Source organism: Blastococcus sp. PRF04-17 (assembly GCF_023016265.1).
In the GTDB taxonomy this organism is placed as follows: domain Bacteria; phylum Actinomycetota; class Actinomycetes; order Mycobacteriales; family Geodermatophilaceae; genus Blastococcus_B.
In genome coordinates, this window is record NZ_CP095412.1 from 1,405,114 (window position 1) to 1,430,432 (window position 25,319).

A 25,319-nucleotide genomic window follows, 5' to 3' on the forward strand; every position below is an offset into this window, starting at 1 on the left:
CACCACTCGCTCCCCTGCAAGCGGGAGGTGCCCCCAGCAGAGGGCGGGCCCCTGCGGGGGTCGTCAGCGGTCACCGTGGTGGGGGGCGGCGTCCTCGGGCTGACCTGCGCGCTGGAGCTGGCCCGTGCCGGGCACCGGGTGCAGGTCCTCTCCGCCGACCCGGTGCAGGACACGACGTCGGCGGTGGCGGCCGCCCTCTGGTTCCCCTACCGGGCCGCACCGGTGGACGCCGTGCTCCGGTGGGGTGCCGCGTCGCTCGCGGTGTTCACCGAGCTGTCGGCCGACCCGTCGTCCGGTGTGGTCCTGCGGCCGGGGACCGTGGTGCACCGCACGCCGGAACCGGATCTCTGGTGGGCTGCCGGCATCCCGGGGCTCCGGCCGGCGACGGCCGACGAGCTGCCTCCGGGAGCACCCGCCGGTACGCGCTGCACCCTGCCCGTGGTCGAGATGGGGCGCTACCTGCCATGGCTGCTGGCCGCGTGCTCCGCGGCCGGCGTGGACGTCGCGGCCGCCCGCGTGACCCGCCTGGTGGACCTCCCCGGCGACGTGGTCGTCGTGGCCGCCGGGCTGGCTTCGGGCGTGCTGCTGGGCGACGACACCTGCGTGCCCGTGCAGGGGCAGGTGGTCCGGCTCGCCGACCCGGGCCTCGAGGACTGGCTGCTCGACGAGGACAACCCGGCCGGCCTGACCTACGTGGTGCCCCGCGGCACCGACGTCATCGTCGGCGGCACCGCGGTCGAGGGCGCGAATGGTGCCGAGCCCGACCCGAGGGTCGAGGCGGCCGTGCTCGAGCGCGCGTGCGCGCTGGTGCCCGCGCTCCGCGACGCCCCGGTGCTCTCGCGCGCCGTCGGCCTGCGGCCGGGACGGCCGACGGTCCGGCTCGACCGCACGGTCGTCGACGGCCGCCCGGTGGTTGCCTGCTACGGGCACGGCGGCGCAGGCGTCACCCTCTCCTGGGGCTGCGCGGCCGACGTCGCCGCCCTCGTCTCTAGTCCGTGAGCGCCTGCAGGGCCATCCGGGCGTAGAGCGCGACACCCGCGGGCAACGGCTCCTCGTCGAAGACGACCAGGTTCGAGTGGTTGGCCGGCGCGGTCCCCGGGTCGACGCCGGGCGGGCAGGCACCGAGGAAGGCCATCGCGCCGGGCACCCGTTCGAGCACGTAGGAGAAGTCCTCGGCGCCCATGACCGGGGCCGCCGCCACCACCGCAGCGGGGTCGCCGAGCAGCTCGCGCGCATTCTGCAGCACCTGCGCGGCCACACCCGGGTCGTTCACCGTCACCGGATAGCCGGCGATGTGCTCGAACACCAGCTCCATCTCGTGCGCGGCGGCGACGTGCGTGGCGACCCGCTGGACGGCGGTCACGACGTCGCGCCGGCGCTCCGGGGACAGCGTGCGGATCGTGCCCTCCATGAACGCGATCTCAGGGATGACGTTGTCCCGGGAGCCGGCCGCGACGTGGGCCACCGTGACCACCGCGGGGTCGAAGACGTCGACGCGGCGCGTGACCATCGCCTGCAGGGCCAGGACGATCTCGGCCGCCACCGGGACCGGGTCGGCAGCGCTGTGCGGCATCGAGGCGTGGCCGCCCCTGCCGCGGACGGTCATGCGCCACTGGTCGGCCGCGGCCATCATCGGCCCGGGCCGGACGTTGATGCTCCCGCTGGTCAGGTTCGAGATGATGTGCATCGCGAACGCCCCGCTCACCGGCGCACCGGGGACGGCGTCGAGCAGGCCCTCCTCGAGCATGTAGCGGGCCCCGTGCAGGCCCTCCTCCCCCGGCTGGAACATGAGGACGACCTGGCCGGAGATCTCGTCGCGGCGCTCGGCGAGCAGCCGGGCCGCCCCGAGCAGCATCGCCACGTGGGTGTCGTGCCCGCAGGCGTGCATCGCGCCGGGGATCTCCGAGGCGAACGGCAGCCCGGTGTCCTCGTGCACCTGCAGGGCGTCCATGTCGGCGCGCAGCAGGTAGCTCGGACCCGGACGCGCGCCGCGCAGCACGCCGACCACGGAGCTCGTCGACGTGCCGGTGGTCACCTCGACCGGCAGCTCGGCCAGCGCGTCGAGCACCGTCGCCTGCGTGCGCGGCAGCTGCAGCCCGATCTCCGGCTGCCGGTGGATCTGCCGACGCAGGTCGATGGTGCGGTCGGCGTCGTTGTAGGCGGCGGAGAGCAAATCGGCGGCGCTGGTCGGCATGCCCCCACTCTGTCGTACGGCCGCTCTCCACGCCGCGTTCAGGAGAGGGCCGCCCGGACCAGTGCGACGACTCGCTCCTCCACCTCGGGGCTCCAGCCGGTGAGCGCGAACGCCGTCGGCCAGAGGTCGCCGTCGTCCAGTCGGCGGGCATGCCGTACCGCGTCCTGGGTGCGGGGTCCGCGGCGGTCGTGGTCACCGCGACGACCACCCGCTCGGCGAGCGTGCGGTCCTCGGGCGCCATGGCCGCGATGGCGTCCAGGGTCGCCGTCAGTCCGTCGGCCTTCTTGGCGCCCTTCCTGCCCTCCGCGCGGAGCTCGGCGGCGCGCGCCTTCATGGCGGCACGCTCGTCGGCGGTGAAGCCGTCGGTCTTCCCGGTGCCCTTCTCCGTGGGCATGCCCGGCACGCTGGGCCCGGGGCCGTGCCGTGTGCTTCTCGATTCCTGATCGGATGGCGGCTCACTCGGCCCAGGTCGGCCGCGTGGTCTCCAGCCGCCAGACGAGCACCGCCGCCGGCCCGCTGACCGAGCGGCCGGACTGCTGCTCGACCATGGCCTCGTCGATGCCCCGGACCACGAGCAGACCGTCGGGGACGTCGACCGACCGCCCGGGCGCAACGCGGGTGATCCACACCCGGGCGTCGGTCCGTCCCAGGTCCACCCACCCCGAGACGGCGCGGTGCACCTCGTGGGACGGCGCCGCACCCGGGTCCGCGCTGCGCAGGTAGCACTGCAGCACGCGCGCGCCGTCGTCCCCGGCGACCTCGTCGTGCCTCAGCCCGCTGCCCGCGCGCAGGACCGCCACGTCGCCGGCCGACACCTGCGCGCCGTCCCCGTACCGGTGGCCGATCGCCCCGGAGAGGACGACGGCGACGACGTCGACCGCCTGGTGGTGGTGCAGGCCGTAGCCCGCGCCCGGGTCGAGCCGGTCGTCGGCGATCCGCAGGAGCGGGCCGAGCGACCCGTCACCGGGTGCCAGCACCACGCGCTGCTCGAGCCCGCTCACGACATCGGCCGCAGCGCGGCCCGGCCCTCGGCGAAGGCCCCGAACAGCAGGGCGGTGAGCAGCGACCACGCCACTCCGAAGGCCCAGCCGCCGAGGACGTCGGAGAGGAAGTGCACGCCCAGCCACATCCGGGTGAGCCCGACCAGCAGGACGAGGACGATCCCGCCGGCCAGCGCCCAGCGGCGGGCGCGCGACGCGAGGAGCGGCCAGGCGAGGATCAGGGCGACCGCCACCAGCGTCGCGATGCCCGACGAGTGACCGCTGGGGTAGCTCAGCGAGTCCAGCCGCGCACCGCCCTCGGAGAAGTCGGGGCGCACCCGGCCGAAGTACTCCTTGAGCAGCGACGTCAGCGGGCCGACGAGGGCGACCGCGGCCACCAGCCAGCCCGCCGTCCAGAACGACCGGCGCCGGAACAGGAGGACCAGAAGCGGCAGGAAGACCACCGCACGGAACCACCACGACCCCGGCGCGGTCAGCACCTCCAGGAGGCCGCCGAGGCCACCGGCCCGGTCGTCGCCGACGTAGAGCGCCTCGCTGACCGCGGCGTCCAGGCGCATCTGCGCCTCCGAGCCCGATCGCACGCCGGCCCCCAGCAGCGCCAGCACCACCAGGCAGACGACCGTGCTACCGAGCGCAGCGGGCACCGCGCGGGTCGCACGCGAGCGGGTGAGCGCAGCGCCGCCGTCCGGGGGAACGTTCACCACGCCACTCTCCCCGGTCCCCGTTCGCATGACACGCTGCCTGCGTGAGGAGTCGGGTGAGTGCGCGCCCGCCGACCGAGGCGACGCTGCGGCGGCTGGAGCGCTCGTCGGGATCGCTCGCCACGCAGGCGGTCGCCCGGATGGACGAGGAACTGCCCTGGTTCCGCGCGATGCCCGCCGACCGGCGCTCGTGGGTCACGCTGGTCGCCCAGGCCGGCATCGCCTCGCTGGTCGAGTGGTGCCGCAACCCGGGCCGCCCGCCGACCCTCACCGGCGACGTCTTCGGCGCCGCCCCCCGCGAGCTCGTGCGGGTGGTCGCGCTCAAGCAGACCGTCGACCTGATCAAGGTGACCGTCGACGTCCTGGAGGACCACGTGCACGCGGTGGCCGAGCCCGGCGACGAGGACGCGCTGCACCTCGCCGTCCTGCAGTTCAGCCGGGAGGTCGCGTTCGCCACCGCGCACGTCTACGCCAGCTTCGCCGAGAACCGGGGCGCCTGGGACGCCCGCCTCGAGGCGCTCGTCGTCGATGCGCTGGTGCGCGGCGAGCGCTCCGACGAGCTGTCCGGCCGTGCCGCCGCGCTGGGCTGGGCGACCAACACCCCGGTCCTGGTGGTCGTCGGGGCCACGCCGGCCGGGGTCGACGACCCGCATGCCGTCGTCCGCCGGGCGGCCCGCTCGATGGGCACCGAGGTGCTGGTCGGGGTGCACGCCGAGCAGCTCGTCGCCGTCCTGGGCCGGCACGACGACCTCGACGGGGTGGCGGAGCGCATCAGCGACGAGTTCGGCCCCGGTCCGGTGGTCACCGGTCCGGTGGTCGACGGCCTGAACCGCGCCGGCGAGTCCGCCGCGGCCGCGCTGGCCGGCCTGCGGGCGGCGCGCGCCTGGCCGGAGGCGCCCCGCCCCGTGGCGGCCGACGCGCTGCTCGCCGAGCGTGCCCTGAACGGCGACCCCCTGGCCCGCGCCGCTCTGCACGACCGGGTCGCGGCACCCCTGCGGGCGGCCGGCGGCGAGGTCCTGGAGACGGTCCGGGCGGTGCTCAGCAGCGGCGGCAACCTGGAGGCGAGCGCGCGGGCGATCTTCGTGCACCCGAACACCGTCCGGTACCGGCTCCGACGAGCCGCCGAACTGACCGGGCTGTCGGCCACCGACCCGCGTGGCAGCTGGACCCTGCAGGTGGCCTTGGCGCTGGCCCAGCTCGACCGGGACCGCTCCCTCTGGCACTGAGCCTCGGAACGGTGTGGATTCCACCACGTATCGGGGCGAATGACCCGTGGCGAGCGGCGATCATTGGAGGGTTCCTACAAAGTTGGGCGGTGTCCTTTCGTGCCGCTCGCAGACCCGCCGGACGATGATCACTGGCACGGTGAAGGTGTGCTGGCCCTCCTCGCCCCCGGACAGGGTGCGCAGAAACCCGGAATGCTCACCGACTGGCTCGAACTCCCCGGCGCCGAGGACTTCTTCCGCTGGGCCGGCGACGTCGCGGGCACCGACCTGCTGAGCCCCGGCACGACCGGCGACGCCGAGGCGATCAGGGACACCGCGGTCACCCAGCCCCTGGTGGTGGCGATGACGCTGCTCGTCGCCCGCGAGCTCGGCGCCCTGCCCGAGCCGGGCAGCACCGACGGCGTCGTCGTCACCGGGCACAGCGTCGGTGAGCTCGCGGCCGCCGCCCTCGCCGGCGTCGTGAGCGTCGAGGACGCCATCGCGCTGACCGCCGCCCGCGGGCGGGCCATGGCGGCCGCCTGCGCGCAGACGCCGACCGGCATGTCCGCCGTGCTCGGGGGTGACCGCGACGAGGTCCTGCTGGCGATCGAGAAGCACGGGCTGACGCCGGCCAACATGAACGGCGCCGGCCAGATCGTCGCCGCCGGCCCGCTCGAGGGGCTGGCCGCGCTCAAGGAGGAGCCCCCGGCGAAGGCGCGCATCATGCCGTTGTCGGTCGCGGGGGCCTTCCACACCGACTACATGGCCCCGGCCCGCGAGGAGCTCGCGCGACGGGTCCAGGACCTCACGCCGGCCGACCCGGGCCGCCGACTGCTGTCGAACGCCGACGGATCGCCGGTCGACTCCGGCGCCGAGGTGCTGTCCCGGCTGGTCAGCCAGATCACCAGCCCGGTCCGCTTCGACGCGTGCCTGGCCACCATGGCTGAGCTGGGGGTCACCGCCGCCGTCGAGCTGCCGCCGGCCGGGGCCCTCGCCGGGCTCGCGAAGCGGGAGTGGAAGGGTGCCCAGGTCGACGGCCAGGACGTCGAGATCCTGGCGGTGAGCGCCCCGAAGGACCTCGACCGCGCCCGGGAGCTGCTCAGGACCGGCCGTGGCTGACGTCTCGGCCGCCGTCCACCGGGTACTGGCCCTGCGGCCCGTCCAGGCCGGCGACCCGACCGCCCGTCAGCACCCGGAGGTTTCCCCATGAGCGCCATCCAGCTTCCCGCCGGGGCGACCGGCGCGCGGATCCTCGGCCTGGGCGCCTACCGGCCCCGCCGCCGGGTCACGAACGACGAGCTCGCGCAGGTGATGGACACCAACGACGAGTGGATCCAGACCCGGGTCGGCATCGCCGAACGACGGTGGGCCTCCGACGACGAGACGCTCGTCGAGATGGCGGTGGCGGCCGGCGGCAAGGCCATCGCGGCCAGCGGTCTCGCCCCCGACGAGATCGACCTCGTCATCGTCGCGAGCGCGTCGCTGCGCGCACCCATCCCGGGCATCGGTCCGCAGGTGGCACACCGCCTGGGTGTGCCCAGGCCGGGCTCGTTCGACCTCAACGCCGGCTGCGCCGGGTTCTGCTACGCACTCAGCGTCGCCAACGACGCCATCCGGTCCGGGTCGTCGCGCAACGTCCTGGTCGTCGGGGTCGAGCGGCTGACCGACGTCACCGACCAGACCGACCGGACCACGGCGGTCATCTTCGCCGACGGCGCGGGTGCCGCCGTGGTCGGCGCCGCCGACGAGCCGGGCATCGGACCGGTGGCGTGGGGCAGTGACGGCGACCAGTACAGCGCGATCGAGATCGCAGCCGGCCGTTCCACGATGACCATGGCCGGCCAGGCCGTGTACCGCTGGGCCACGACCAAGCTCACCGCCACCCTCGAGGAGGCGATGGAGAAGGCCGGCGTGGGTCCGGCCGACATCGACGTGTTCGCGCCGCACCAGGCCAACCTGCGGATCGTCGAGTCGATGACCAAGCGGCTCGGTTTCCCCGAGTCCACCGTCGTCGCCCGCGACATCGTGCAGGCCGGGAACACTTCCGCGGCGTCGATCCCCTTGGCGCTGACGGCGCTCATGGAGTCGGGCGAGGCCCGGTCCGGCGACCTGGCCCTGGTGCTCGGCTACGGCGCCGGTCTCACCTTCGCCGGGCAGGTACTCGTCCTTCCGTGATACGCACCATGCTGTAACCACCAAGCCCCGGGACACCTGGTCCCGGACGTCGACGGCATCCCGCCCTCGGGGCGCCGTCCCATCCGAGAGAGAGGACCCCGCGTTGGCCAGCACCCAGGAGATCCAGTCCGGACTCGCCGAGATCCTGGAGGAGGTCGCCGGCGTGACCCCCGCCGACGCCACCCCCGAGAAGTCGTTCACCGACGACCTCGACGTCGACTCGCTGTCGATGGTCGAGATCGCCACCGCCGTCGAGGACAAGTTCGGCGTCGCCATCCCCGACGACGAGCTCGGCAACATCAGGACCGTCGGCGACGCGATCAGCTACATCGAGAAGAACCAGTAAGGCCCCGGCCCCACCACTCGCGAGCTCGCGGCGGGGCCCCGCAGGGGCCCCGCCGCCCGCGCCAGGAGGAACAGCTATGAGCACGCCCGCCACCGACGTCGTCGTCACCGGCCTGGGTGCCACCACGCCCCTGGGGGGCGACGTCGCCACCACCTGGGACGCCCTGCTCGCCGGGAAGTCGGGGGTCAGCCGGATCACCGACGACTGGATCAAGGACTACCCCGCCCAGCTCGTCGCCCGCCTCGCCGCGGACCCGGCCGAGCAGATCGATCGCGTCCGCGCCCGGCGGCTCGACCGCAGCCAGCAGGTGGCCGTCGTCGCCGCCGAGGAGGCCTGGCGGCACTCCGGGGCTGCCGACGCCGGCGTCGAGCCCGAGCGGATCGCCGTCGTGTTCGGCACTGGCATCGGCGGCGCACTCACGCTGCTGGGGCAGGACGACGTCCTCGAGCAGAAGGGCCCCAAGCGCGTCTCGCCCTTCACCATCCCCATGCTCATGCCCAACGGGCCCGCGGCCGCGGTCGGCCTGGCGATCGGCGCCAAGGGCGGCGTGCACGCACCGGTGAGCGCCTGCGCGTCGGGGGCCGAGGCGATCCGCTGGGGCCTGGACCTGCTGCGCTTCGACCGTGCGGACGTCGTCCTGGTCGGAGGAACCGAGGCCTGCGTGCACCCGCTGCCCATGGCCGGTTTCGCCGCCATGCGGGCGATGTCGACCCGCAACGACGAGCCCGAGCGCGCCTCGCGGCCGTTCGACAAGGCACGCGACGGCTTCGTGCTCGGTGAGGGGGCGGCGGCGATCGTGCTCGAGCGGGCCGACGCGGCCACGGCCCGGGGGGCCCGGGTCCACGCCCGCCTCGCGGGCGCGGGCGCGACCGCCGACGGCTACGACCTCGTCGCCCCGCACCCCGAGGGCGAGGGCGCCGGCCGCGCCATCGGCGCCGCGCTGCGCGACGCCGGGCTGACCCCGGCCGACATCGGGCACGTCAACGCCCATGCCACGTCGACGCCGGTCGGCGACACCGCGGAGGCGGCCGCGATCCGCAACTCGATCGGCGAGCACGTCCTGGTCAGCGCCACGAAGAGCCAGACCGGGCACCTGCTAGGGGCGGCGGGAGCGCTGGAGTCGGTGTTCACCATCCTGGCGCTGCGCGAGCAGATCGTCCCGGCCACCGCGAACCTCGACGACCCGGACGACGACGCGTCGGTGCAGGCCCTCGACATCGTGCGGCACGAGCCGCGACGGGCCACGCTCTCGGCGGCCGTCAACGACTCGTTCGGCTTCGGCGGGCACAACATCGCGCTGGTCTTCACCACCGCCTGACCTTCGCGGTGCGGCCGGTTCCGCGCCGCACATCGCGAAGATCGGACCACAGCGCGAGGGTGAGCGAGCGCCCGGACGAGAAGACGGCCGTCCGGGCGCCGCTTCCCCGACGGCGCCCGGACGACCGGTCCAGCGTACGACCGCATCCGGCCCGCAGCCGGAGTGTCGTGTTCAGATCGTGACTAGACGACCTGATGCAGCCAGGTGACGGGGCTGCCGTCGCCGGCGTGCCGGTAGACCTCGAGGTCGGCGTCCCAGGCCGCTCCGAGGAGTTCGTCCACGCCGTGGCGGAACGCCTCGATCGAGCCGGCGGTCGCGGCGAGGTGCCGCAGCTGCTGCTCGCTGATCATGATGTCGCCGTTGGCACTGGTCGGGGCGCGGAAGACGCCCTGGCCCGGCACGTAGGACATGCGCTCGCCGTCGTTGCCGTGGCTGGCTTCCTCGGTGACCTCGAAGCGCAGCATCGGCCACGCGCGCAGGGCAGCGACCAGCCGGGCGCCGGTTCCGGGTGCGCCGGTCCAGGCGACCTCGGCACGGTAGGAACCGTGCGCCGCGGGCTGCTCGTCCCACGACAGGGAGACCGGCGCGCCGACGACGCGTTCCAGCGCCCACTCGACGTGCTGGCAGAGCGCCTTCGGGCACGCGTGCACGAAGACGACACCCTGGGTTGACCGTCGCTGCACGGGGCACCTCCATCATCGACTCGACTGGTCTCGTCTTCCCCTACGGACCAAGCGATTCGGTGACTGGCTGTGTTCGGCGGTGACGGAGCAGGGCTCCCGCGAACAGTCTGCACGATGAGCACCCCATCGCGCCAGCCCGGTTGAGGCAGTTGGTTCCAATGTGACTGTTGGTGACGTGTGATGCGCCTAACCGCTGGTCAAACGCCATACCACGTGGTACTCGACATCGTCCAGCGGGCTCCGCGCGGCGGACGGAGACCTGCCGCCCTCGACGTGACCGCTGGTCAGCGGGCAGTTCGACCAGCGTGACGATGCACTGCCCGTGGTGACCGAGCGTGATCGTCGTCCGCTCGGCGGGTTGCCGCGACAGCCCGCCGGCTCATCCGCCGACCGTCGCCTGGAGGTCTTCCCGCGGCACGACGCGCACAGCCCGGAAAGGCAGCCCGGCATCCCCCGGCTCGGTCCACTCCACCTCCACGACCTGCCCGGCCCGCAGGACGCCGTCCCCGGACGTGCTGCGGGCCACCACCGAGGCCTCCGCCCAGCACAGGCCGGGCAGTTCAGGTGCCTCGATGATCGCGCCACCGCGATCGCCGTCCCACCGCACGACGGTGCCGAACGTCGTTCCGCTGCGCCCCATGGCACTCAGGTTGGCGGGTCGGGCACCCCGTGGGCAAGCGGTCGGCTTCCCGGGGTGCGTCCGCGCGGCTACGGTCCGGCGGTGACCCTCGACCTCTTCGCCGGTGTCCCGGTCGGCGACTACGCCAGGGCCCTGGCCTGGTACGAGCAGCTGCTGGGCACCCCTCCGGCCTTCGTGCCGAACGACACCGAGTCGGTGTGGGAGCTTGCCGAGAACCGCTACCTGGTTGTCGAGGCGGCGCCCGAGCACGCCGGCCACGGCATGACGACCCTGTTCGTCGACGACTTCGACACCCGGCTCGAGGAGATCGCCGCACGCGGCATCGAGCCGGCCGAGCGGGAGACCTACGGCAACGGGGTCCGGAAGGCGATCTTCCGGGATCCGGACGGCAACGAACTGGGCATCGGCGGCGGCCCGGCGGGTCAGTAGGCCGCCGGGCTGGTGACCCGGTTGCCGCCGGCGCTCTTGGAGCGGTACATGGCGGCGTCCGCGCGGTGCATGAGGTCCTCGACGTCGTCGCCCGGCTCGACCTCGGCGACGCCGACGCTCGCGGTCACGCCGCTCGCGCCGCCGACGGCCGCGACGGCACCGCGGAGCCGCTCGGCCAGCATCTCGCCGGAGAACGCCACGTCGACGTCGGCCAGGACGGCGAACTCGTCGCCGCCCAAGCGGGCGACCGTGTCGGTCTCGCGGACAGCCCCGCCGAGGGCCCGGGCGACCGCCTTCAGCAATTCGTCGCCGGCCGCGTGGCCACCGGCGTCGTTGACACCCTTGAACCCGTCGAGGTCGACCAGGCACAGCACCGTCTGGTGACCCCAGGCCGCGGCGTGCACGGCGTCGTGGAGACGCTCCAGGAAGGCGCGCCGGTTCGGGATCCCGGTGAGCGGATCGGTCGCCGCGAGCAACTCCTGGTCCCGCATGAGCTCGACCTGCCGGTCGTAGACGGCCCACGAGTTCGCCGACGCCATCGCACACACGATCGTGAAGAAGCCCATGCTGACCATGTAGAACGAACCGGACGTCGTCAGGTCGGGGAGCTCGACGGCGATCAGGTAGCTGAGCGTCATGAAGGCGCCCATCAGGACGACGCCGTAGGGCGAATAGGCGACCGCGGCGTAGGTCAGGGCCAGGAAGAGAAGGGCATCCAGCGGACTGGACGAGCCCCCGTCCCACCTGGTCACCAGCACCACGACGACGGTCTCGGCCGCGCTCCAGAGGTAGAACAGCGTCGGACCGCGCGAGTCGCGCATCATGGCCCGCAGCGGTAGCAGCAGGACCAGCGGGCACCCCAGGATGACGGGGGCGAGCGCAACGAGGATCACCGCCGAGTGGCGCGCCGGGGTGTCGGTGAGGAGGACGTACCCGACGACCGCCAGGCAGGCCAGCTCGCTGACCAGCACCCCCAGGCGGGCGTGCCTCACCCAGTACGCCACCCGGTCGTCGTCCCCGGCCAGCGGCCGGTAGAGACCGGCGCGCAGCGCCGCGCCGACCCGGCGGGCCAAGCCCGGCCGGGTCTCGGTGCGCGCGGGCGCACGGGGTGGGCGACGGTCGACCACCGCTGCTTCGGTCACGGTCCTGCGATCGGCCCGTCGAGGACCCGGCTTGACCCGCGCATCCCCCTCGGGGGTGAGTCTGACGTGGCGCGCGCCACGCCTCGACGTGCACGACCCGGGCCCGGCCGGGTAGGGGGTGCCGATGGACCGACACCAAGGGATGGCCGACGCCGGCCGCGACGAGGTCGCCGGCATGGTGCTCCCCGCGTGGGACGCCTTCATCGCCCGGGCCGCGACCGTCGACCTCGAACGGCCCTCCCGGCTCCCCGGCTGGCGAGCGCAGGAGATCTGCGTGCACCTCGGCTGCTGGGACGACCACACCGCCATGGCCGACCTCATCGCGTCCGCTCGCGCCGGCGGCACCGGCACACCGCCGGAGGTGGACGCCGTCAACGCGCGGGTGATCGCCGCGCACCGGAACGCCTCGCGGGCCGAGGTGCTGGCCGCCCTCGAGCGCAACCGCGACGCGACCGCGAACTACCTGGCGAAGGAGCCCGTCGAGCTCGACACCGCCCCGACGGTGTCCGTCGTCGGGCAGATCCCCCTGCTCAGCGTCGTCCTGGGCCAGGCGTACGAGCTGGCCGTGCACGGGCTGGACCTCGTGTCCTGCGGGGCGGCTCCGCCCCCGACCGAGGCATTGCAGTCCGGGCTGGCGGCCCTGGCCGACGTGACCGCTGGGCTGGCCGCCTCGATGGACATCACCGGCGGCGTGACCCTCGCGACGCCGGACGGCGGCTGGGGGTTCACCGCCGGGCCGGAGGGCTGGTGGGTGCGCCGGGTGCCGGCGGGGAGCTTCGCGGGCCCGGCCGTCGAGGCCTCGGCCGACCTGCTACTCGAGGCGGCGTCGGGCCGGATCAACCCGGTGCCGGCGGTCGCCCGGCGCAGGCTCCGGGTGCACGACGTCGGCGGGCTGCTCACGCTGGCACCGATCGTGCAGGCCGTGCCGGGCATCCCGGGCGGGCCGATCCTGCAGCTGGCGGCGCGGACCGTCGGCGGCGCCGGCGGCGTGCTGGGTCGGCTGTTCGGCCGCGGTTAGGCGACCGGGACGGCGACCGGCTCGCGGGCAGGCGCCCGGAACCGGCGTCGCCGCCGGAGGAGCACGATGGCCCCCGCGACCGCGAGGACGGCCAGCACCGGGACGGCCGCCGCCGCAGAGGCCCACGAGACGATCAGCGGTGCCGAGGCCCCAAGCCCCACCTGCAGGGCGGTGCTGGGCACCAGGCCGATGAACGTCGCCGCCGCGTACGGCGTCCACCGCACCGCCGTCAGGCCCGCTCCGTAGCTGAGGACGACGAACGGCACGACCGGCACCAGCCGCCCGGTGAGGACGGCGAGGAAGCCGCGGTCGGTGGCCAGCCGGTCGACCCGCGCCAGTCGCCGGGCGCCGAAGCGGGCCACCGCGGGGCGGCCCAGCCCGCGACCGAGACCGAAGGCGGCCAGCGCACCCAGCAGACCACCGAGCAGGCAGACGGCGAAGCCGGTCCAGAAGCCGGCCACGACGCCGACGAGGAACGACAGCACCGAGCGGGGCACGGGGGCCAGCAGCACCGCCGCCACCCCGAGCGCCATGGCCGCCCAGCCCAGCGGGCCCAGGCCCTCGACCCAGGCCCGCAGGACCTCCACGCTCGGCAGGTCGAGGGTGAGCGCCAGCGCCGCGGCCAGCGCGAGGACGACGCCGAGCGCTGCCGCGCGCAGCCAGGTGCTCGGCGGGGTCACGCCCTCATCTTGCGTGGCGCCGACGGCGATGCCCAGCGGCTCGCCCTGCCGACCGCCTCAGCCGGTCACTCGGGTCAACATCCGCCACCGAGGGAGATGCCGCGGGCGGTGAGCCACGGCACCGGGTTGACCCGGTTGGCGTAGAGACCACCGGTGTGGGTCTCGAAGTGCAGGTGCGGACCGGTCGACTGGCCCCGGTTGCCGACCTCGGCGATCTGCTGCCCGGCGGTGACGACCTGCCCGGCCGACACGAACATCTGGTTCACGTGGCCGTACAGCGTGATCGTGCCGTCGCCGTGCTGCACCGCGACCGCCAGCCCGAAGCCGCTAGCAGCGCCGGCCTGCAGCACGACGCCGTCCTCGGGTGTGTAGACCGGCGTGCCGATGGGCGCGGCGATGTCGATGCCGGCGTGCAGGGTCCCCCAGCGCGTTCCGTAGCAGGAGGTGACCCGGCCGGAGGTCGGGGCGATGGCTCCCCCGGCCGCCGAGAGGGTGTTCACCGTGGCCGCCGCCGCCTGCTGGCTCGCCCAGGTGTCGGCGGGGTTGCGGGCCCCCTGGAGCCCGAGCAGCCGGATCTCGGCCTCCCGAAGCTGCGCGTCCAGCGCCGCCTTCTCGGCGCTCGCGGCGTCGAAGGTGCTCTGCGCCGCGGCGAGCTGGGCGTTGGCCGCTGCTTCGGCCTCCGTCGCCACGGCGGCGAGCCGGTCCCGCTCCTCGACGGCGGCGCGCGCCGCGCGGTCGAGGCGCTCCTCCCGCGCCTCGGCGGCCTGGAGCTCCTCGAGCACCTCGGTCCGCTCGTCGCCGAGCACCTCGAGCGTGGCGGCCTGCTGCAAGAGCTCGGTGGGGCTGTTCGCGTCGAGGAGCAGGGCGACGTCGCCGAACGCCTCCTGGCTGGTGCCCATGTAGGCCTCGCGGCCGATGGTCGAGACGTCGTCCTGGGTGCGCTCGACGGCGGCGCGGACGGCGGCCAGCTCGCGGGCCGTCTCCTGCGCCTCGGTCTGGGCCGCCTGCAGGGCGGCGCGCGCGGCCAGTGCCTCGCCACTGGCGGCCTCGGCCTCGATGGTCATGCGCTGCAGCGTCTCCTCCGCACTCTGCACGCGGGCGGCGATCGCGGCGACCTCGGCCTTGGCCGCGTCGTGCGCGGACCGGGCCTCGGCGACGCGCTGGCCGGGAGCGGCCGCGGCCTCGGGCGTGGCCAGCAGGGCGCCGGCGACCAGGCCGGCGAGGACGAGCGCGCGGCGGGCGCGGTGACGGGGACGACGGTGGAGCGGCTGGACGAAGGGCGTGTCGTGGTGGTGCAGGGTCGCCAAGGCGACGCGTCTCCTGTTCTTCGCGACCGCCTACCGAGTTAGCTGACGGATTCGGGCTCGAAGCGGCCCTACGCGCGTGAGCCCCCGTGCGCACGCGCGATTCACCCCAAGGGAACGGTGGGTCCCCGGTCCGCGCAGCCATCAGGCCGCGCAGTTCGGCGGGGTCCGTCCGATGCCCTCGGGTTCGGGGGCAGGTGCTCGGCCGGACCGCCGACGAAGCTACGGGGCGTTCCGGCGATTGTCACGGGGTCGTAACAAAACGCACGTCGGGTCACAGGGACCCTCAGGTCTCTGCCGCCGATGCACGCCGCGTCACGTCACCGACGTCGTCAGCCCGTCTGGCAGGCTGTCGTTCCGGGGCGGTAGCTCAGCCGGTCAGAGCATGGGACTCATAATCCCTGGGTCGTGGGTTCGAGCCCCACCCGCCCCACTGATATAAGTGCAGGTCAGATGGTCGATGCTTGATCGTCGATCTTGACGAGGGGGGCCCGTGCCCACACGGTGCCCACACTACGCACCGTGACGTCTCGTGACTGACGCCTCGTGGGCGAGATCCATGCGGTCAGCGAGGGCGCCGAGATCGTCGTCGAAGAGCCCGGAGTAGACGTCGAGGGTCATCGCTGCGGAGGCGTGACCGAGCATCCGCTGGACCGCCTTGACGTTCGCGCCGCTGGCCACCAGCAGGCTCGCGGCGGTGTGCCGGAGGTCGTGCGGGCTGAGGTCCCCGAGCCCGGCGGCCATGGCCGCCGGGTCGAAGAACCGCCGCCGGAAGTTGCCCGAGCGCAGCACCGCGCCGCCCGGCGAAGTCAGGACGAGGTCGTCCGGGCCCTTGCCCTGACAGCGGCGGGACAGGGGCTCGACGAGGATGCTCGGGATCGGCACGGTGCGCTGCTGGTGCGTCTTGGGCGCGCCGTACTCGACGCTGCCGCCGACCTCCGTGGCGCTCTCGGCAACGGTCAGCCGCTTGCGGAGGAAATCGACCCGGCGGACCCGGAGGGCGGCCATCTCGCCGAACCGGAGGCCGGTGTACGCCAGCAGGCGGACGACATCGCCGTACTCCCCCGCCGCGTCCGCCAGCCGCTCCACCTCCGTGCGGGTGAGGAACCGGGGATCGGTGCGCCGGGCCCTGGGCAGCGGCACGCCGGATGCCGGGTTGCGCGGGATTCGCCCGTCGCGGACGGCGAGGGTCAGGACGAGTGCGAGGACGCGGTGCGCCTGCCGCACGGTCGCCGGCGCGAGGCCGCCGGCGACGAGTTGGGCCACCCACGCGGCGACCTCGGCATGGGTGACGTCGGCCAGCCGGTGCCGACCCCAGCGCGGCAGGATCTGGACGCGCAGCAGCGACCGGTAGCGGTAGAGCGTGCTGGGCTTCAGCCCGGTCTGTGCAGCGAGCCACTGCTCTGCCCAGACATCGACGGTGACCCGACCACGCTCCGGCGCCGTCCAGGTCTGCGTGACGATCGCCGACGTCTGCTCGTCGAGCCATCGTTGGGCGTCGACCTTGCGCATGAATCGCTTCTCGTGCTGCCGCCCACGTGCATCGCGGTACCGCGACCGGTACCGCTTGCTGCCGTCGCTGAGCACGTCCACGGTGATGCTGCCGGCCATCAGATGACCGTGCCCACGACGGCTCCCGGGGTCAACGTCGTCTCGAGTCTCTGGGGAGGCCGGCACGCCTGTGGACGACGCCCGCTCATCGACGGTCGAGGGCCTGGGCGTGCTGTTGCGCGATCCAGGCGTGGAGGTCGTCGGTGCGGTACAGGACGCGGCGGCCGAGGCGGAAGCTGCGGGGGCCGGTGCCCAGGTGGCGCCAATACCGCAGGGTGGCGACCGGCGCACGAAGGAGGTCGGCCGCTTCGTTGATGGTGAGCAGCTCGGGTTCGCGGCCGGCGGGATGGTCGGTCATGGTCGGCTCCGGTCGTGGTCGGATGGGCTCGGCCCCGTCACCTGTAGAAGGCGCCAAACGAAGCCCATTGGTGACAGCCGACCGCACGATCCTGCCGGGATTCTCCAGTTGGCCTGCAGTTCTGAGGCGCGGCTCATCGCCCGAGGCCGGGGGCCGCGCCGCCCCGCGTGAGAGAGGGGCCGCGGCGCTCGGACTCCGGCCGCGGTACGCCGGGGTCGACGGCGGCCGGTCGCGGGGCTGCCGGGAACTGGGAGCGATCGGCGTCTCGGGCGCGCCACGCGTTGCGTTCTGCGATAAGCCGGTCGGCGGGCTGGTCGAGCAGGGTCGGGTCGGCCAACAGTCGGGCGATGCGTTCTCGTGCGCCGGCCAGCTCGTGTTCGGCCGCCCCGATGTCCCGGTCGACGTCGCTCAGCCGCTCGGCCGGGCCCGGTGTGTAGCCGAGCGCACCGATCCGGGTGAGCTTGTGGGCGGCCTGAAGCGCGACGACAGCGCGCAGCGTGTCGCGCTGCGGCTGCAGGATGGCGAGCCGGTCCAGGCAGCGCTGCTCGACCGACCACGCCTCGGACAGGTCGGCAAGGACTTCCGCCAGCGGCCGGGGTTCCGCGTAGCGGGCGGCTTCGGCGGCGGCGAGCTGCGCGGCGTGGCCGGGGCCCAGGTCGGCGCGGTCGCGGCCGAGCACCGCCGTCCACTGCTGCCGCGCCTCGGCCAGGTCGGTGGCCACCAGGTGCGCGGTGTTCGCGGTGCGGCCGCGGGTCATGCCGACGTAGGCCGACGCGGCGCCGGTGTGCTCGCCGATCACCACGTGCGCCGAGGTGACGGTGTCGCCCTGCACCCCGTGCGCGGTGCTGGCGTAGGCCAGCTCCACGTGGGCGGTGACGTAGCCGGCGGGCAGCAGCCGCTCCCCCGCTCCGGCCGGGGTGACACCCGGGGTGACACCGGCCGGGACGGCGCCGGTCGGGGTGACGTCGGCCGGGACGACGGCCAGCGCTCCGGAGGGACCGACGGCGGTGACGATCCAGATGTCGCGGTTGGCCACGCCCAGTGCTCGGTCGTTGCGGCGGGTGGCGATCCGGTCCCCGGCGCCGATCCGCTGGCCCGCCCCGGTGACCGCGACCCGGACGTCATCGACGAGCCCGTCGGCGACTCGCCTCTCCCGGATGGCGGCACCCAGTTCTCCGGCCTGCTCGCGGGTGTCCACCACGATTGCTGTCTGCTCGCCCCGGCGGTGGAGCTCGGCGGCGATGGCCGCCAGCGCCTCGGACAGGCTCGCATGATCGGGGTGCAGACGGATTTGGCCGCGGGCAGCAAGGGAGTCGAACACCCCGCCAGAGTCGTTCCCGCCGCGCATGGCCAGCGTTAGCTCGGCGTACTCGGTGTCGGGCACCCTCTGCCCGGCCTCGTCGGTGCGGGTGAAGCGGTGCACCTGGTCGAGGGTCATGTGCGCGGCCGGGTCGACGCGGCGCACGGCGAGGTCCAGTGCCCCGCCGCGGCCCACCGCGGCGAGCTGGTGACGATCACCGAGCAGCGCCACCCGCACGTCATGCTCGTCGGCGACGACCAGCAGGGCCCGGGCGGTGTCCTGGTCGAGCATCCCGGCCTCGTCGACGACCAGGACGTCCCCGGCCCGCAGCCGCGCGTTCTCCCCGGGTCCGGCATAAAGCTGGCCGGTCGCCGGGTCGACCTCACCGGGGGTCAACCTGGTCCAGGCGCCGTCGTCGGTCCAGCGCCAGCCGTGCTGGAAGGCCAGCCAGGCCGCCGAGCCGGCGGTGGTGCCGACCTCGGCGGAGGCGACCCTGGCCGCCTTCAGGGTGGGGGTGACCACGGTCAGCCGCCGCCCCTGCTCCTCCAGCAGTCGACGGGCCGCAGCCAGGGTGGTGGTCTTGCCGGCGCCGGCCGCGCCCTCCACCACGATGAGAAGTCGGTTCCCGGCGAGCGCGGCCGCGATCGCGGCCTGCCCGGCATCCAGCCGCTTCAGACCGGCGACCCGGTCCGGTCGGAGGTCGGCATCTGCACCGTGGTGGCCGCCGCGGGCTGCAAGGCGGGCGGCAAGGTCGGCCTCGACCTCGAGCACCGCCGGGGAGGTCCAGGCCCGGACGTGCTCGGGTACCCCATCGCGGTCCAGCAGCGGAAGGCAGCGGGCCAGGCCGCGGGCGGTGAGGTCGTCGGCCAGCTCGGCGCGCACCGCGGCCTCGGCGACGACGCCCGCGGAGGCGATCAGCCGTTCGGCCTCGCCGCGCAGGTCGGCGGCGTTCCAGGCGGAGCGGCCGGCGGCCAGCCGGGTGAGGATCTGGTCGGCGGCGCGGTCGCGGTCCAGGACGCCGATCGGGGTGGGCCGCAGCTGGACCGGTCGGTCGGGGTCGCGGTAGCCGAGGGCGGCCAGCTCGGTCCGCCATCGGGCGGTGAGGTCGGCGCCGGAGCGGGGGTGACCTTGTCCGGGCGGGCGTCGGCCCACGCCCGGGCGTCCCATGCCCCCCGCAGCGCCGGCCCCGGGGATTCGCCGGGGTGCGCGGCGGTCCAGTCGCGTTCGTAGCGATCGAGATTGCGTCCGATCTGCGCCGCCCGGGCGCTGAACGTACCGATGTACTCGGCGAGCTCCAGTATTTCTCCGGTCGCATCCAGGGTGTAGCCGTGGGCGGCCAGCGCGGCGCGGAACTGCGGGTCGCAGGCGATCGCGGCGTGCCCGATGCCGTTGATGGCGGCAAGGAAGTCGCGGACGCCGACGGTGTGCAGCCCGCGCCATTTTCCGGCGGCGAACACTCGGGCGTTGAGTTGCAGGTGAAGATGCCGGTGCGGATCTCCGGCGCGGGACGTGTAGTGCCGCACCGTCACCGCCTCCAGCACCGCCAGCTGCACCTGCATCTGCCCCCGCGCGGGCCGACCCGGGTGGTCGCGTGCCCGGCGAGCCAGCCGATGATCTCGACGGCGGCGCGGTCCTGGGCGGCGTCGTAGGCGGCGGCGACGTCTTCGTACGCCGCGGCGGCCAGCGACCAGGTCTTCGGTCCGTTGACCACGACCTCGACGAACCGCACCGCCCGTTCGTCGGTGCGCAGTCGGCCCCGTGGCTGCCCGGTGTCCGGGTCTCGCCCGGCGACCCAGGTCTCGTAGGTGTCCCCCGTCAAGGGCGCGAGCTCCTCCAGCCGTCCGGCGCGGGCCGTGAAGCGTCGCGCGATGCCGGTGCCCTCGGCCAGGTAATAGTCGTCGACGCGGCCGCGGTCGGCCTCCAGGTACGCCCGGGCAGCCGCGGGCGAGCCGGCGTAGACCTTCATTCCGCCGCGCATTTTCAACGCCACCAGACAATGACCAACGTGTCATCCCAAGAAACGCCGACGGGCCCCGCGAAGCGGGGCCCCAGCTACCTCTATTGGTAGCATGCGTGCCGTTCTTTGGTGAAGGCCTCAGCTTGGCCGAGAAAGGTGAGGTGTCGGGCGAGGTAAGTCGTAGCGGGTGCCATGTCGTTGGCCGTTTATGGCGATTGTCGATTGGGAGCAGTTCGCGTTCTTACCGGGTACAGGCGCTTATGACGATCAGCACCGCGATGCACCGGCTCGCGTCACGCCCCCTGCGGCACGGTGGCGTGGATATTGACGGGCTGCCGGACGACGAGGTTGCGACCGTCCGGCGGGGGTCCCAGTTAGCCTCCCCGGGCGGGTCTTACGGGACGGCGGCCGAAGGGCCGCTCGCTTCGTCCTGCGGTGTTCCGGACTGGGTTCGGCTACCCGAACAGTCCCGCTGGGGCTGCCGCGGGTCGGCTGGCGAGACGAGCCTGGAGCGCGTCGCGCACGGCCGGCCACTCCTCGGCCAGCACGCTGAACAGGACGGTGTCTCGAACGGTGCCGTCGGCGCGCCGCTGGTAGCGGCGCAGCGTTCCCTCGTAGTGCGCGTCCAGCCGGGCGATCGCCTGCTGCGAGCGGACGTTGCGCACGTCGGTCTTGAGCTGTACACGCCCGGCTCGGAGCACGTCAAAGGCGTGTCCAAGGAGCAGCAGCTTGGTCTCCGGATTCACCGAGGTGCCCCACGCCGGCGGCGTGTAGCTCGTGGAGCCGATTTCCAGACGGGCGTCGTTGACCGAGACGTCCAGATAGGACGCCACTCCGGCCACCGCTCCGGTGGGCAACTCGGCGATCGGCCGGACGAGCCGGACGAACCATGGCGGCCGCCCCGACGCAATCCCCCGCTGTAGCGCGCCGGCCCTCTCGTCGACGTCTGCGGGACGCCCGGCGACGTGCCGCCACACCGCGTCGGCGCCGAGTGCGTTGAAGAGCTCACCGGCGTCTCGCCCCGGCACCACTGGAGTGAGGACGACGGTCTGCCCGCGGAGTTCGGTGTCCGCCACCGGGGGCCAGATCATCGTCGGCCAGGGGACGTCCGTGGGACGAGGATCGGCGATGGGAGCGAAAAAGCCGGTGGCCACGACCGCAGCAGACCATGAACACTTCGTTCACTTGCACCCAGGTGACGGGCAACGTGTGCCTTGCGCCGGTCGGAGACCGGCGCAGCGCGATCGGGGACGAAGTGCGCGCACGGGTGCCGAAGGCGGACCCCCTGTGGGACAACGGCGCCGGAGCCTTCGGGGCGACCGTCTCCGTAGCGGGCTCCTCCAACCAGACGGCATCGTGCCCGCGAATAGAACTGCTGAAGATGCGCCATGCGGTCGACGACTGGGCAGCCGTCGCCTCGTGGGCTTGCGGCGCTGGCCGCAAGCGACCGTGTCACCAAAGCCTCGATCATCCTCGCGCCTCGCTGCCTGGGCAGCGCGTGTCATCAAGGCCGGCGCACTCGGCGGCACTGAAGCCGCCTTGGGCCACCGTTGTGAACGGCGGCCCGGCTCCGGAGAATTCCTACTCCGGGATGGAGAGCTGGCTCTCACTCGGTTCCACCGGTCCTCTGCGTACATGCGTCTCAATACCGCAAGCGCGCGCCCACCCACGGATGAATTTGCCAACCGACATTGTCGTCGGGCTTGCCCAGTCCGCTCGCAAGAGCGAACGGTGGGCCTCGCCAATCTCTCGCGGGGTTGCACCAGGGTCCTCAGACAACGCCTGAAACGCCTCCCGCATACCTGGCTGCTGTTCAACCACCATACGCAAGCGACTCGCGTCAATTCGCCCGTCCTCCACGAGGTTTTCGTCAACCAGGGCGATGCGCTGGCCCGCGTCAAGTTCGATGGCGCCCAACAGACTCAGGTCTCTCACGGCCGGTCGGAAGCTCCTTGAGGACGGCCTGGCCACGTTCGTCGGATCTGAAAGGTGCTTCAATAGCTGCAATGCGGGCCCGGCGTTGCTACCGGGGAATGCGCTCCTCACGCGCACAGGGACGGCGCCACTCAGCAGCTTGGCTTCCCTTCTGACGGGGCTCTCCTCGGACAACCGCGCGATGCCGTCCCGGTCCAGCGTAACCAAGCCGGCATAGTCCATCCATTGGCAGATTGATCGAGCATAGGTGAACCAACTATCACTCTTCGCCTCAACCGTCGGGAATTCGCCGGGCAGGGCCGCCGCGAACTCTGTCAGAGGAACACGCTCCGTACGGGCGAGCATCTCAGCCGCTAGCTTGTACATCTTGTGTCGCCGTAACGCTTGAGCCACTTTCCCGCGGATAGATTCCTCTCGGTCCGAGGCGCTCATCAGTTCAGGCTCTATTGAGATGGTATTGGCTTCCGCCAAGAGGACCCCGAAGAGTCGAAGCTCACGGGCGTAGTTGAAGATCACCGTGACTGAGGTGTCCATCTTCTTGGCAGCATCAGACACCGTGATAGTGCCACCTGACGCCTCGACGACGCGCAGAAGGCGGCCAGCTCCTAGAGGGGCGTAGCGAACGACATACGAATCTTCGATGGCCACTCGACCAGTGTTGAGGAAGTCGCGGAAGGTGTCCCAATAGGTGTCAATCCGGTCACCTACCTGAACGACAAGTCGTTGGTGCAGCAAGCTTGCCAGGACGGCGTTGGAGACAATCGTCTCCTCAAGGTCAACAACCGCGACCGGCGCCGCCCGTGCTATTGCACGCAAGGCTGCATCCTCTGCCGGACTCAAGCGGGCCAGATCACTCTCGAAGAGAGACTGAACGTTGAGCGCCTCACGCGCCAGTTCGTCTTGGGTGATGCCCTTGCCGGCTTCCGTAAGCACATGGCCAGCCAGTTTCTTGAAGAGCCACGGTAGCCCTTGGGAATACTCACGAAGTCGCTGTCGCAACTCGCGATGGAGTTTGCTTTCGAGGGACTTTTCAAGTCGACGAAGCAGTGTCTCAACCTCGCGTGGGCCGAACGGTTCGAGAACAACAACCTGGGAGACATCTCGGATCTCGTCCCGGAGTCGGTACGGATGCGCCTCAGTCCAGCCCACCAGGTCAGTCTTCCAGGAGAAGCTAACAGTCAGAGGGGCCGGGATGTCACGGAGAAGGAACGCCAGGTCCCTGAATTCGCGCGTCAGGTTCGCGTCGTTGAAGACGTTCTCGAATTGATCGAAGGCAAGAAGCAATGGCCTGACATCAGCTGACCATTGCGCATGTCGCAGTGTCTCCACCAAGCTTCGTAGGCTACTCATGGCGGCATCATCGGGCAATGTAAGACACCCGTGGCCGACGGCCCGGCGGATGATCAGATCCAATGCGGCGGAGACGAAGTCCGGAGATTCTGCAGTTCTCGCGTCCACGACGACTGCAACACCACCGGAGCGTTCGACTTCTTGCTGCAGGCGCAGCATGAGCGAACTCTTGCCCCATCCGGACTTGGCATTGATGACAACTGAGCCGGCGCGCTGTCGGTCCGCTATGGTTTTGAACACGTCTTCGACGACAAGCTTTCGGCCGACGAAGAATGCAGGAGCGGCTGGAAGCTGATACTCGAAGTCAGAGCTGCTGCCTTGTACTTCCACAATGCTAGGCGCGGCGGGGATCCTGAGCGGAACGGACGGAACGCCCTCCTCGAGTCGAGCAACCGGCAGCCCCATAGCAAGGTGCTGCTCCACGAGGGTCAAGATTGGAGTTGGCACGGGAGTCTCTCGGGACCAAACAACCCACCGGCTTGCGCGCCGAGAGTCGGGATCGAGCTCGCATGCTGCCATGGCCAGACCGTGCTCGGTGATGAGGACGGTAGGGTCCGATTTCAGTTGGGGACCGACATCCCAGGCCGGCAACAGGTGTGCATCCTCAAGTAGGGAGCATACGTCAACCGAGCCGATGTACCGGAAGCCCGGAAACTTCCTCTGCGCATCCTCGGCCTGTTCGCGTGCTGACTGAGTTAGTCGAGGTAGTCCTACAAACAGACCATTCAGATGACCGTCGTCAACTCGCGCCAAGGCGAACTTTCCAAGAAAGGAAGTCAGCATCGGTGCGCCGACGTTTGATGCGTAGGCCTTGCACTCGGCGATCAGCCTCTGACCGGTGACCCTGTGTCTAGCCTGTACATCTAGCTCAATGCCGTCGCTTGTGATGTTGAGGTTTTCCATTCGCGGCTTCTCGTACCCTTGGGTACTGAGCAGTTGGGCCACGAACTTCTCGAAAAGATGCCCCCGCTTATTCGATATAGCGGCAGCGGACTCGCCTTCGGCGAGGACCGCCACCGCAGTCGTCTCAATCGAGATCTGACGCACTCAAGCCCCCATCTCCCGAGTCTCCCAATGTCGGCCCGGTGCCGATCTCGACCCAGCTTTCGCTGGGAGTCAGCGTAGGAGAGCACTCCGACACTTTGCTCCCGACGCGCGAGTCGCTGTCACCGCTCCTGAAGCGTCGGGGGAGTTCCCAGGCGTCGGGCGGCGAGCGGCAAGCGGCGAGTTCGTCGGCGGACGCGCTGGCGTCTCGAAGCTGCAAGTGGGGATCCCCTTGTGCGCGTCCCGCGCGGCGATCGCGCTGCGGCTCCGTACGGCCTGCGACGACGCCGGGTCTCACCGTTGTCGAGCAAGATGTGCAAGCAGCCTGAGAAACTCAACGGGAGGGGCCCCCAACTACGGTCGGAATTCGCCGGTGAGAACCACCTCGCCATTATCGTTGGCGTAGGTCCGATTCAACCCTGTGCCGAACAGGCGGACACGGAGCCTTTCCGCCACGTTTACGGTGACGGAGTGGGCCTGCCCCAATGCGACGTCCCCCTCCCACAGCAATTCCTCCGTGGTTGGATCGGTCAAACTGACATGGAACTCGGCGTCGGAGTCGCTCTCGTCCTCCAGCCCTATCGTGACCACAAGTTCCGTATAGCCGGGGGCACGCCGATGTCATGGCTGTCCCCAGGGAAAGCCGTTCCGTCGACCAGTCGCAGCCCGATCCCACTCAGGTACTGTTGGTTATTGACTTTAAAGGGGGCTGCCCGACGGATCCGAACTCGTAGCTGCTTTCAACGACGTCGTCGGGATTTACTGCCCGAGAGCGCAGCGTCGTCGTCGGCGTTGTCGTCGTCGGCGTTGTCGTCGTCGGGGAATTTTTGCGGAGGAAGATTCGGGCGCCTTTGACTCGCTTTGGCTAGCCTGTGCCGACGTGCTCGTATCCGCTGGGTCGCCAGATTCCTGAGACCCACTGCTGCCGAAGAGGACGCCGATGAGCGCCAATACAGCTGCAACCGTAAGGCCACCTATGACCTGATGA

General features: G+C 72.0%; 21 protein-coding genes, 1 tRNA gene, 1 pseudogene and 1 riboswitch. Of the genes and pseudogenes, 10 read left to right on the forward strand and 13 right to left on the reverse strand.

Translation table 11 applies throughout. The features are described from left to right. Positions 1-27 precede the first annotated feature (27 nt). The gene (locus tag MVA48_RS07125) at positions 28-999 is read left to right on the forward strand and encodes an FAD-dependent oxidoreductase (protein WP_246987288.1); all 972 of its coding nucleotides are present in this window, start codon (positions 28-30) and stop codon (positions 997-999) included. Here the strand turns inward: MVA48_RS07125 and MVA48_RS07130 are convergent. Continuing rightward, positions 989-2,194 (reverse strand): M20 metallopeptidase family protein, encoded by a 1,206-nt coding sequence (locus tag MVA48_RS07130; RefSeq protein ID WP_246987290.1) that lies wholly within the window; start codon positions 2,192-2,194, stop codon positions 989-991. The two genes, MVA48_RS07125 and MVA48_RS07130, sit on opposite strands and share 11 nt — an antisense overlap. A 149-nt stretch (positions 2,195-2,343) precedes the next feature. Between MVA48_RS07130 and MVA48_RS07135 the strand changes: the two genes are divergently transcribed. Further along, positions 2,344-2,637, forward strand: coding sequence for a hypothetical protein (locus MVA48_RS07135; protein WP_246987292.1), 294 nt, complete (start codon positions 2,344-2,346; stop codon positions 2,635-2,637). A 12-nt stretch (positions 2,638-2,649) separates the two neighbouring features. On the opposite strand, the gene MVA48_RS07140 is transcribed toward MVA48_RS07135, so the two are convergent. Together MVA48_RS07140 and MVA48_RS07145 are read right to left on the reverse strand one after the other, a co-directional pair. Then, positions 2,650-3,195 (reverse strand): pirin family protein, encoded by a 546-nt coding sequence (locus MVA48_RS07140; RefSeq protein ID WP_246987294.1) that lies wholly within the window; start codon positions 3,193-3,195, stop codon positions 2,650-2,652. Continuing rightward, a complete protein-coding gene (locus MVA48_RS07145) occupies positions 3,192-3,899 on the reverse strand; it encodes a phosphatase PAP2 family protein (protein WP_246987296.1) in 708 nt (235 codons plus the stop codon). The genes MVA48_RS07140 and MVA48_RS07145 overlap by 4 nt, the downstream gene beginning before the upstream one ends. 53 nt (positions 3,900-3,952) lie before the next feature. Here MVA48_RS07145 and MVA48_RS07150 point away from each other — a divergent pair, with 53 nt between their 5' ends. The 5 genes from MVA48_RS07150 to MVA48_RS07170 all read left to right on the forward strand — a co-directional run bounded on the left by MVA48_RS07150 (position 3,953) and on the right by MVA48_RS07170 (position 8,940). Then, entirely contained in the window at positions 3,953-5,122 is a 1,170-nt protein-coding gene (locus MVA48_RS07150; RefSeq protein ID WP_246987298.1) for a PucR family transcriptional regulator, read from the forward strand. A 39-nt stretch (positions 5,123-5,161) separates the two neighbouring features. Then, positions 5,162-6,220: an ACP S-malonyltransferase gene (locus tag MVA48_RS07155; protein WP_305852296.1), complete on the forward strand. Its 1,059-nt coding sequence runs from the start codon at positions 5,162-5,164 to the stop codon at positions 6,218-6,220. An 87-nt stretch (positions 6,221-6,307) separates the two neighbouring features. Beyond that, positions 6,308-7,276 carry a beta-ketoacyl-ACP synthase III gene (locus MVA48_RS07160; protein ID WP_246987302.1) on the forward strand — a complete coding sequence of 323 codons (969 nt, stop codon included), beginning with the start codon at positions 6,308-6,310 and terminating at the stop codon, positions 7,274-7,276. 103 nt (positions 7,277-7,379) lie between these two features. Beyond that, positions 7,380-7,622 (forward strand): acyl carrier protein, encoded by a 243-nt coding sequence (locus tag MVA48_RS07165; RefSeq protein WP_246987304.1) that lies wholly within the window; start codon positions 7,380-7,382, stop codon positions 7,620-7,622. Between the two features lie 76 nt (positions 7,623-7,698). Further along, on the forward strand, positions 7,699-8,940 hold the full coding sequence (locus MVA48_RS07170; protein ID WP_246987306.1) for a beta-ketoacyl-[acyl-carrier-protein] synthase family protein: 1,242 nt from the start codon (positions 7,699-7,701) through the stop codon (positions 8,938-8,940). A gap of 182 nt (positions 8,941-9,122) precedes the next feature. On the opposite strand, the gene MVA48_RS07175 is transcribed toward MVA48_RS07170, so the two are convergent. Both MVA48_RS07175 and MVA48_RS07180 read right to left on the reverse strand, forming a co-directional pair. After that, complete coding sequence (locus MVA48_RS07175; protein ID WP_246987308.1) at positions 9,123-9,623, reverse strand: DUF3145 domain-containing protein; 501 nt, start codon at positions 9,621-9,623, stop codon at positions 9,123-9,125. Between the two features lie 379 nt (positions 9,624-10,002). Continuing rightward, positions 10,003-10,263 carry a hypothetical protein gene (locus MVA48_RS07180; RefSeq protein WP_246987310.1) on the reverse strand — a complete coding sequence of 87 codons (261 nt, stop codon included), beginning with the start codon at positions 10,261-10,263 and terminating at the stop codon, positions 10,003-10,005. Between the two features lie 81 nt (positions 10,264-10,344). Between MVA48_RS07180 and MVA48_RS07185 the strand changes: the two genes are divergently transcribed. Further along, the gene (locus MVA48_RS07185) at positions 10,345-10,692 is read left to right on the forward strand and encodes a VOC family protein (protein WP_246987312.1); all 348 of its coding nucleotides are present in this window, start codon (positions 10,345-10,347) and stop codon (positions 10,690-10,692) included. Here the strand turns inward: MVA48_RS07185 and MVA48_RS07190 are convergent. Further along, positions 10,686-11,834 (reverse strand): GGDEF domain-containing protein, encoded by a 1,149-nt coding sequence (locus MVA48_RS07190; RefSeq protein WP_246987313.1) that lies wholly within the window; start codon positions 11,832-11,834, stop codon positions 10,686-10,688. The two genes, MVA48_RS07185 and MVA48_RS07190, sit on opposite strands and share 7 nt — an antisense overlap. 124 nt (positions 11,835-11,958) lie before the next feature. Between MVA48_RS07190 and MVA48_RS07195 the strand changes: the two genes are divergently transcribed. After that, positions 11,959-12,852 (forward strand): maleylpyruvate isomerase N-terminal domain-containing protein, encoded by an 894-nt coding sequence (locus tag MVA48_RS07195; protein WP_246987315.1) that lies wholly within the window; start codon positions 11,959-11,961, stop codon positions 12,850-12,852. On the opposite strand, the gene MVA48_RS07200 is transcribed toward MVA48_RS07195, so the two are convergent. Next, positions 12,849-13,532 carry a TVP38/TMEM64 family protein gene (locus tag MVA48_RS07200; RefSeq protein WP_246987318.1) on the reverse strand — a complete coding sequence of 228 codons (684 nt, stop codon included), beginning with the start codon at positions 13,530-13,532 and terminating at the stop codon, positions 12,849-12,851. The genes MVA48_RS07195 and MVA48_RS07200 overlap by 4 nt on opposite strands. Before the next feature lie 74 nt (positions 13,533-13,606). Continuing rightward, positions 13,607-14,839 carry a murein hydrolase activator EnvC family protein gene (locus MVA48_RS07205; protein ID WP_246987321.1) on the reverse strand — a complete coding sequence of 411 codons (1,233 nt, stop codon included), beginning with the start codon at positions 14,837-14,839 and terminating at the stop codon, positions 13,607-13,609. Positions 14,840-14,851: 12 nt separating this feature from the next. Continuing rightward, positions 14,852-15,010: riboswitch (cyclic di-AMP (ydaO/yuaA leader) on the reverse strand. A 185-nt stretch (positions 15,011-15,195) separates the two neighbouring features. Here MVA48_RS07205 and MVA48_RS07210 point away from each other — a divergent pair. Beyond that, positions 15,196-15,269: transfer RNA gene (locus tag MVA48_RS07210), tRNA-Ile, on the forward strand. 80 nt (positions 15,270-15,349) lie between these two features. Here MVA48_RS07210 and MVA48_RS07215 read toward each other — a convergent pair. The 5 genes and pseudogenes from MVA48_RS07215 to MVA48_RS07235 form a co-directional block, all read right to left on the reverse strand. Beyond that, a complete protein-coding gene (locus MVA48_RS07215; protein WP_246987323.1) occupies positions 15,350-16,447 on the reverse strand; it encodes a tyrosine-type recombinase/integrase in 1,098 nt (365 codons plus the stop codon). An 85-nt stretch (positions 16,448-16,532) separates the two neighbouring features. Further along, positions 16,533-16,745: a helix-turn-helix transcriptional regulator gene (locus MVA48_RS07220; RefSeq protein WP_246987325.1), complete on the reverse strand. Its 213-nt coding sequence runs from the start codon at positions 16,743-16,745 to the stop codon at positions 16,533-16,535. Between the two features lie 133 nt (positions 16,746-16,878). Then, positions 16,879-20,011, reverse strand: a pseudogene (mobF, locus tag MVA48_RS07225) (MobF family relaxase). A gap of 446 nt (positions 20,012-20,457) precedes the next feature. Then, entirely contained in the window at positions 20,458-21,156 is a 699-nt protein-coding gene (locus MVA48_RS07230) for a GNAT family N-acetyltransferase (RefSeq protein WP_246987327.1), read from the reverse strand. A 427-nt stretch (positions 21,157-21,583) separates the two neighbouring features. Next, the gene (locus MVA48_RS07235) at positions 21,584-24,304 is read right to left on the reverse strand and encodes an nSTAND1 domain-containing NTPase (protein ID WP_246987329.1); all 2,721 of its coding nucleotides are present in this window, start codon (positions 24,302-24,304) and stop codon (positions 21,584-21,586) included. Between the last annotated feature and the right edge of the window lie 1,015 nt (positions 24,305-25,319).

Excerpts from the sequence above, each read along its gene's own strand:
- MVA48_RS07130 (WP_246987290.1), bottom strand. The coding sequence starts at position 2,194 with ATGCCGACCAGCGCCGCCGATTTGCTCTCCGCCGCCTACAACGACGCC.
- MVA48_RS07135 (WP_246987292.1), top strand. The coding sequence starts at position 2,344 with ATGCCGTACCGCGTCCTGGGTGCGGGGTCCGCGGCGGTCGTGGTCACC.
- MVA48_RS07155 (WP_305852296.1), top strand. The coding sequence starts at position 5,162 with ATGACCCGTGGCGAGCGGCGATCATTGGAGGGTTCCTACAAAGTTGGG.
- MVA48_RS07160 (WP_246987302.1), top strand. The coding sequence starts at position 6,308 with ATGAGCGCCATCCAGCTTCCCGCCGGGGCGACCGGCGCGCGGATCCTC.
- MVA48_RS07170 (WP_246987306.1), top strand. The coding sequence starts at position 7,699 with ATGAGCACGCCCGCCACCGACGTCGTCGTCACCGGCCTGGGTGCCACC.
- MVA48_RS07180 (WP_246987310.1), bottom strand. The coding sequence starts at position 10,263 with ATGGGGCGCAGCGGAACGACGTTCGGCACCGTCGTGCGGTGGGACGGC.
- MVA48_RS07195 (WP_246987315.1), top strand. The coding sequence starts at position 11,959 with ATGGACCGACACCAAGGGATGGCCGACGCCGGCCGCGACGAGGTCGCC.
- MVA48_RS07215 (WP_246987323.1), bottom strand. The coding sequence starts at position 16,447 with ATGGCCGGCAGCATCACCGTGGACGTGCTCAGCGACGGCAGCAAGCGG.
- MVA48_RS07220 (WP_246987325.1), bottom strand. The coding sequence starts at position 16,745 with ATGACCGACCATCCCGCCGGCCGCGAACCCGAGCTGCTCACCATCAAC.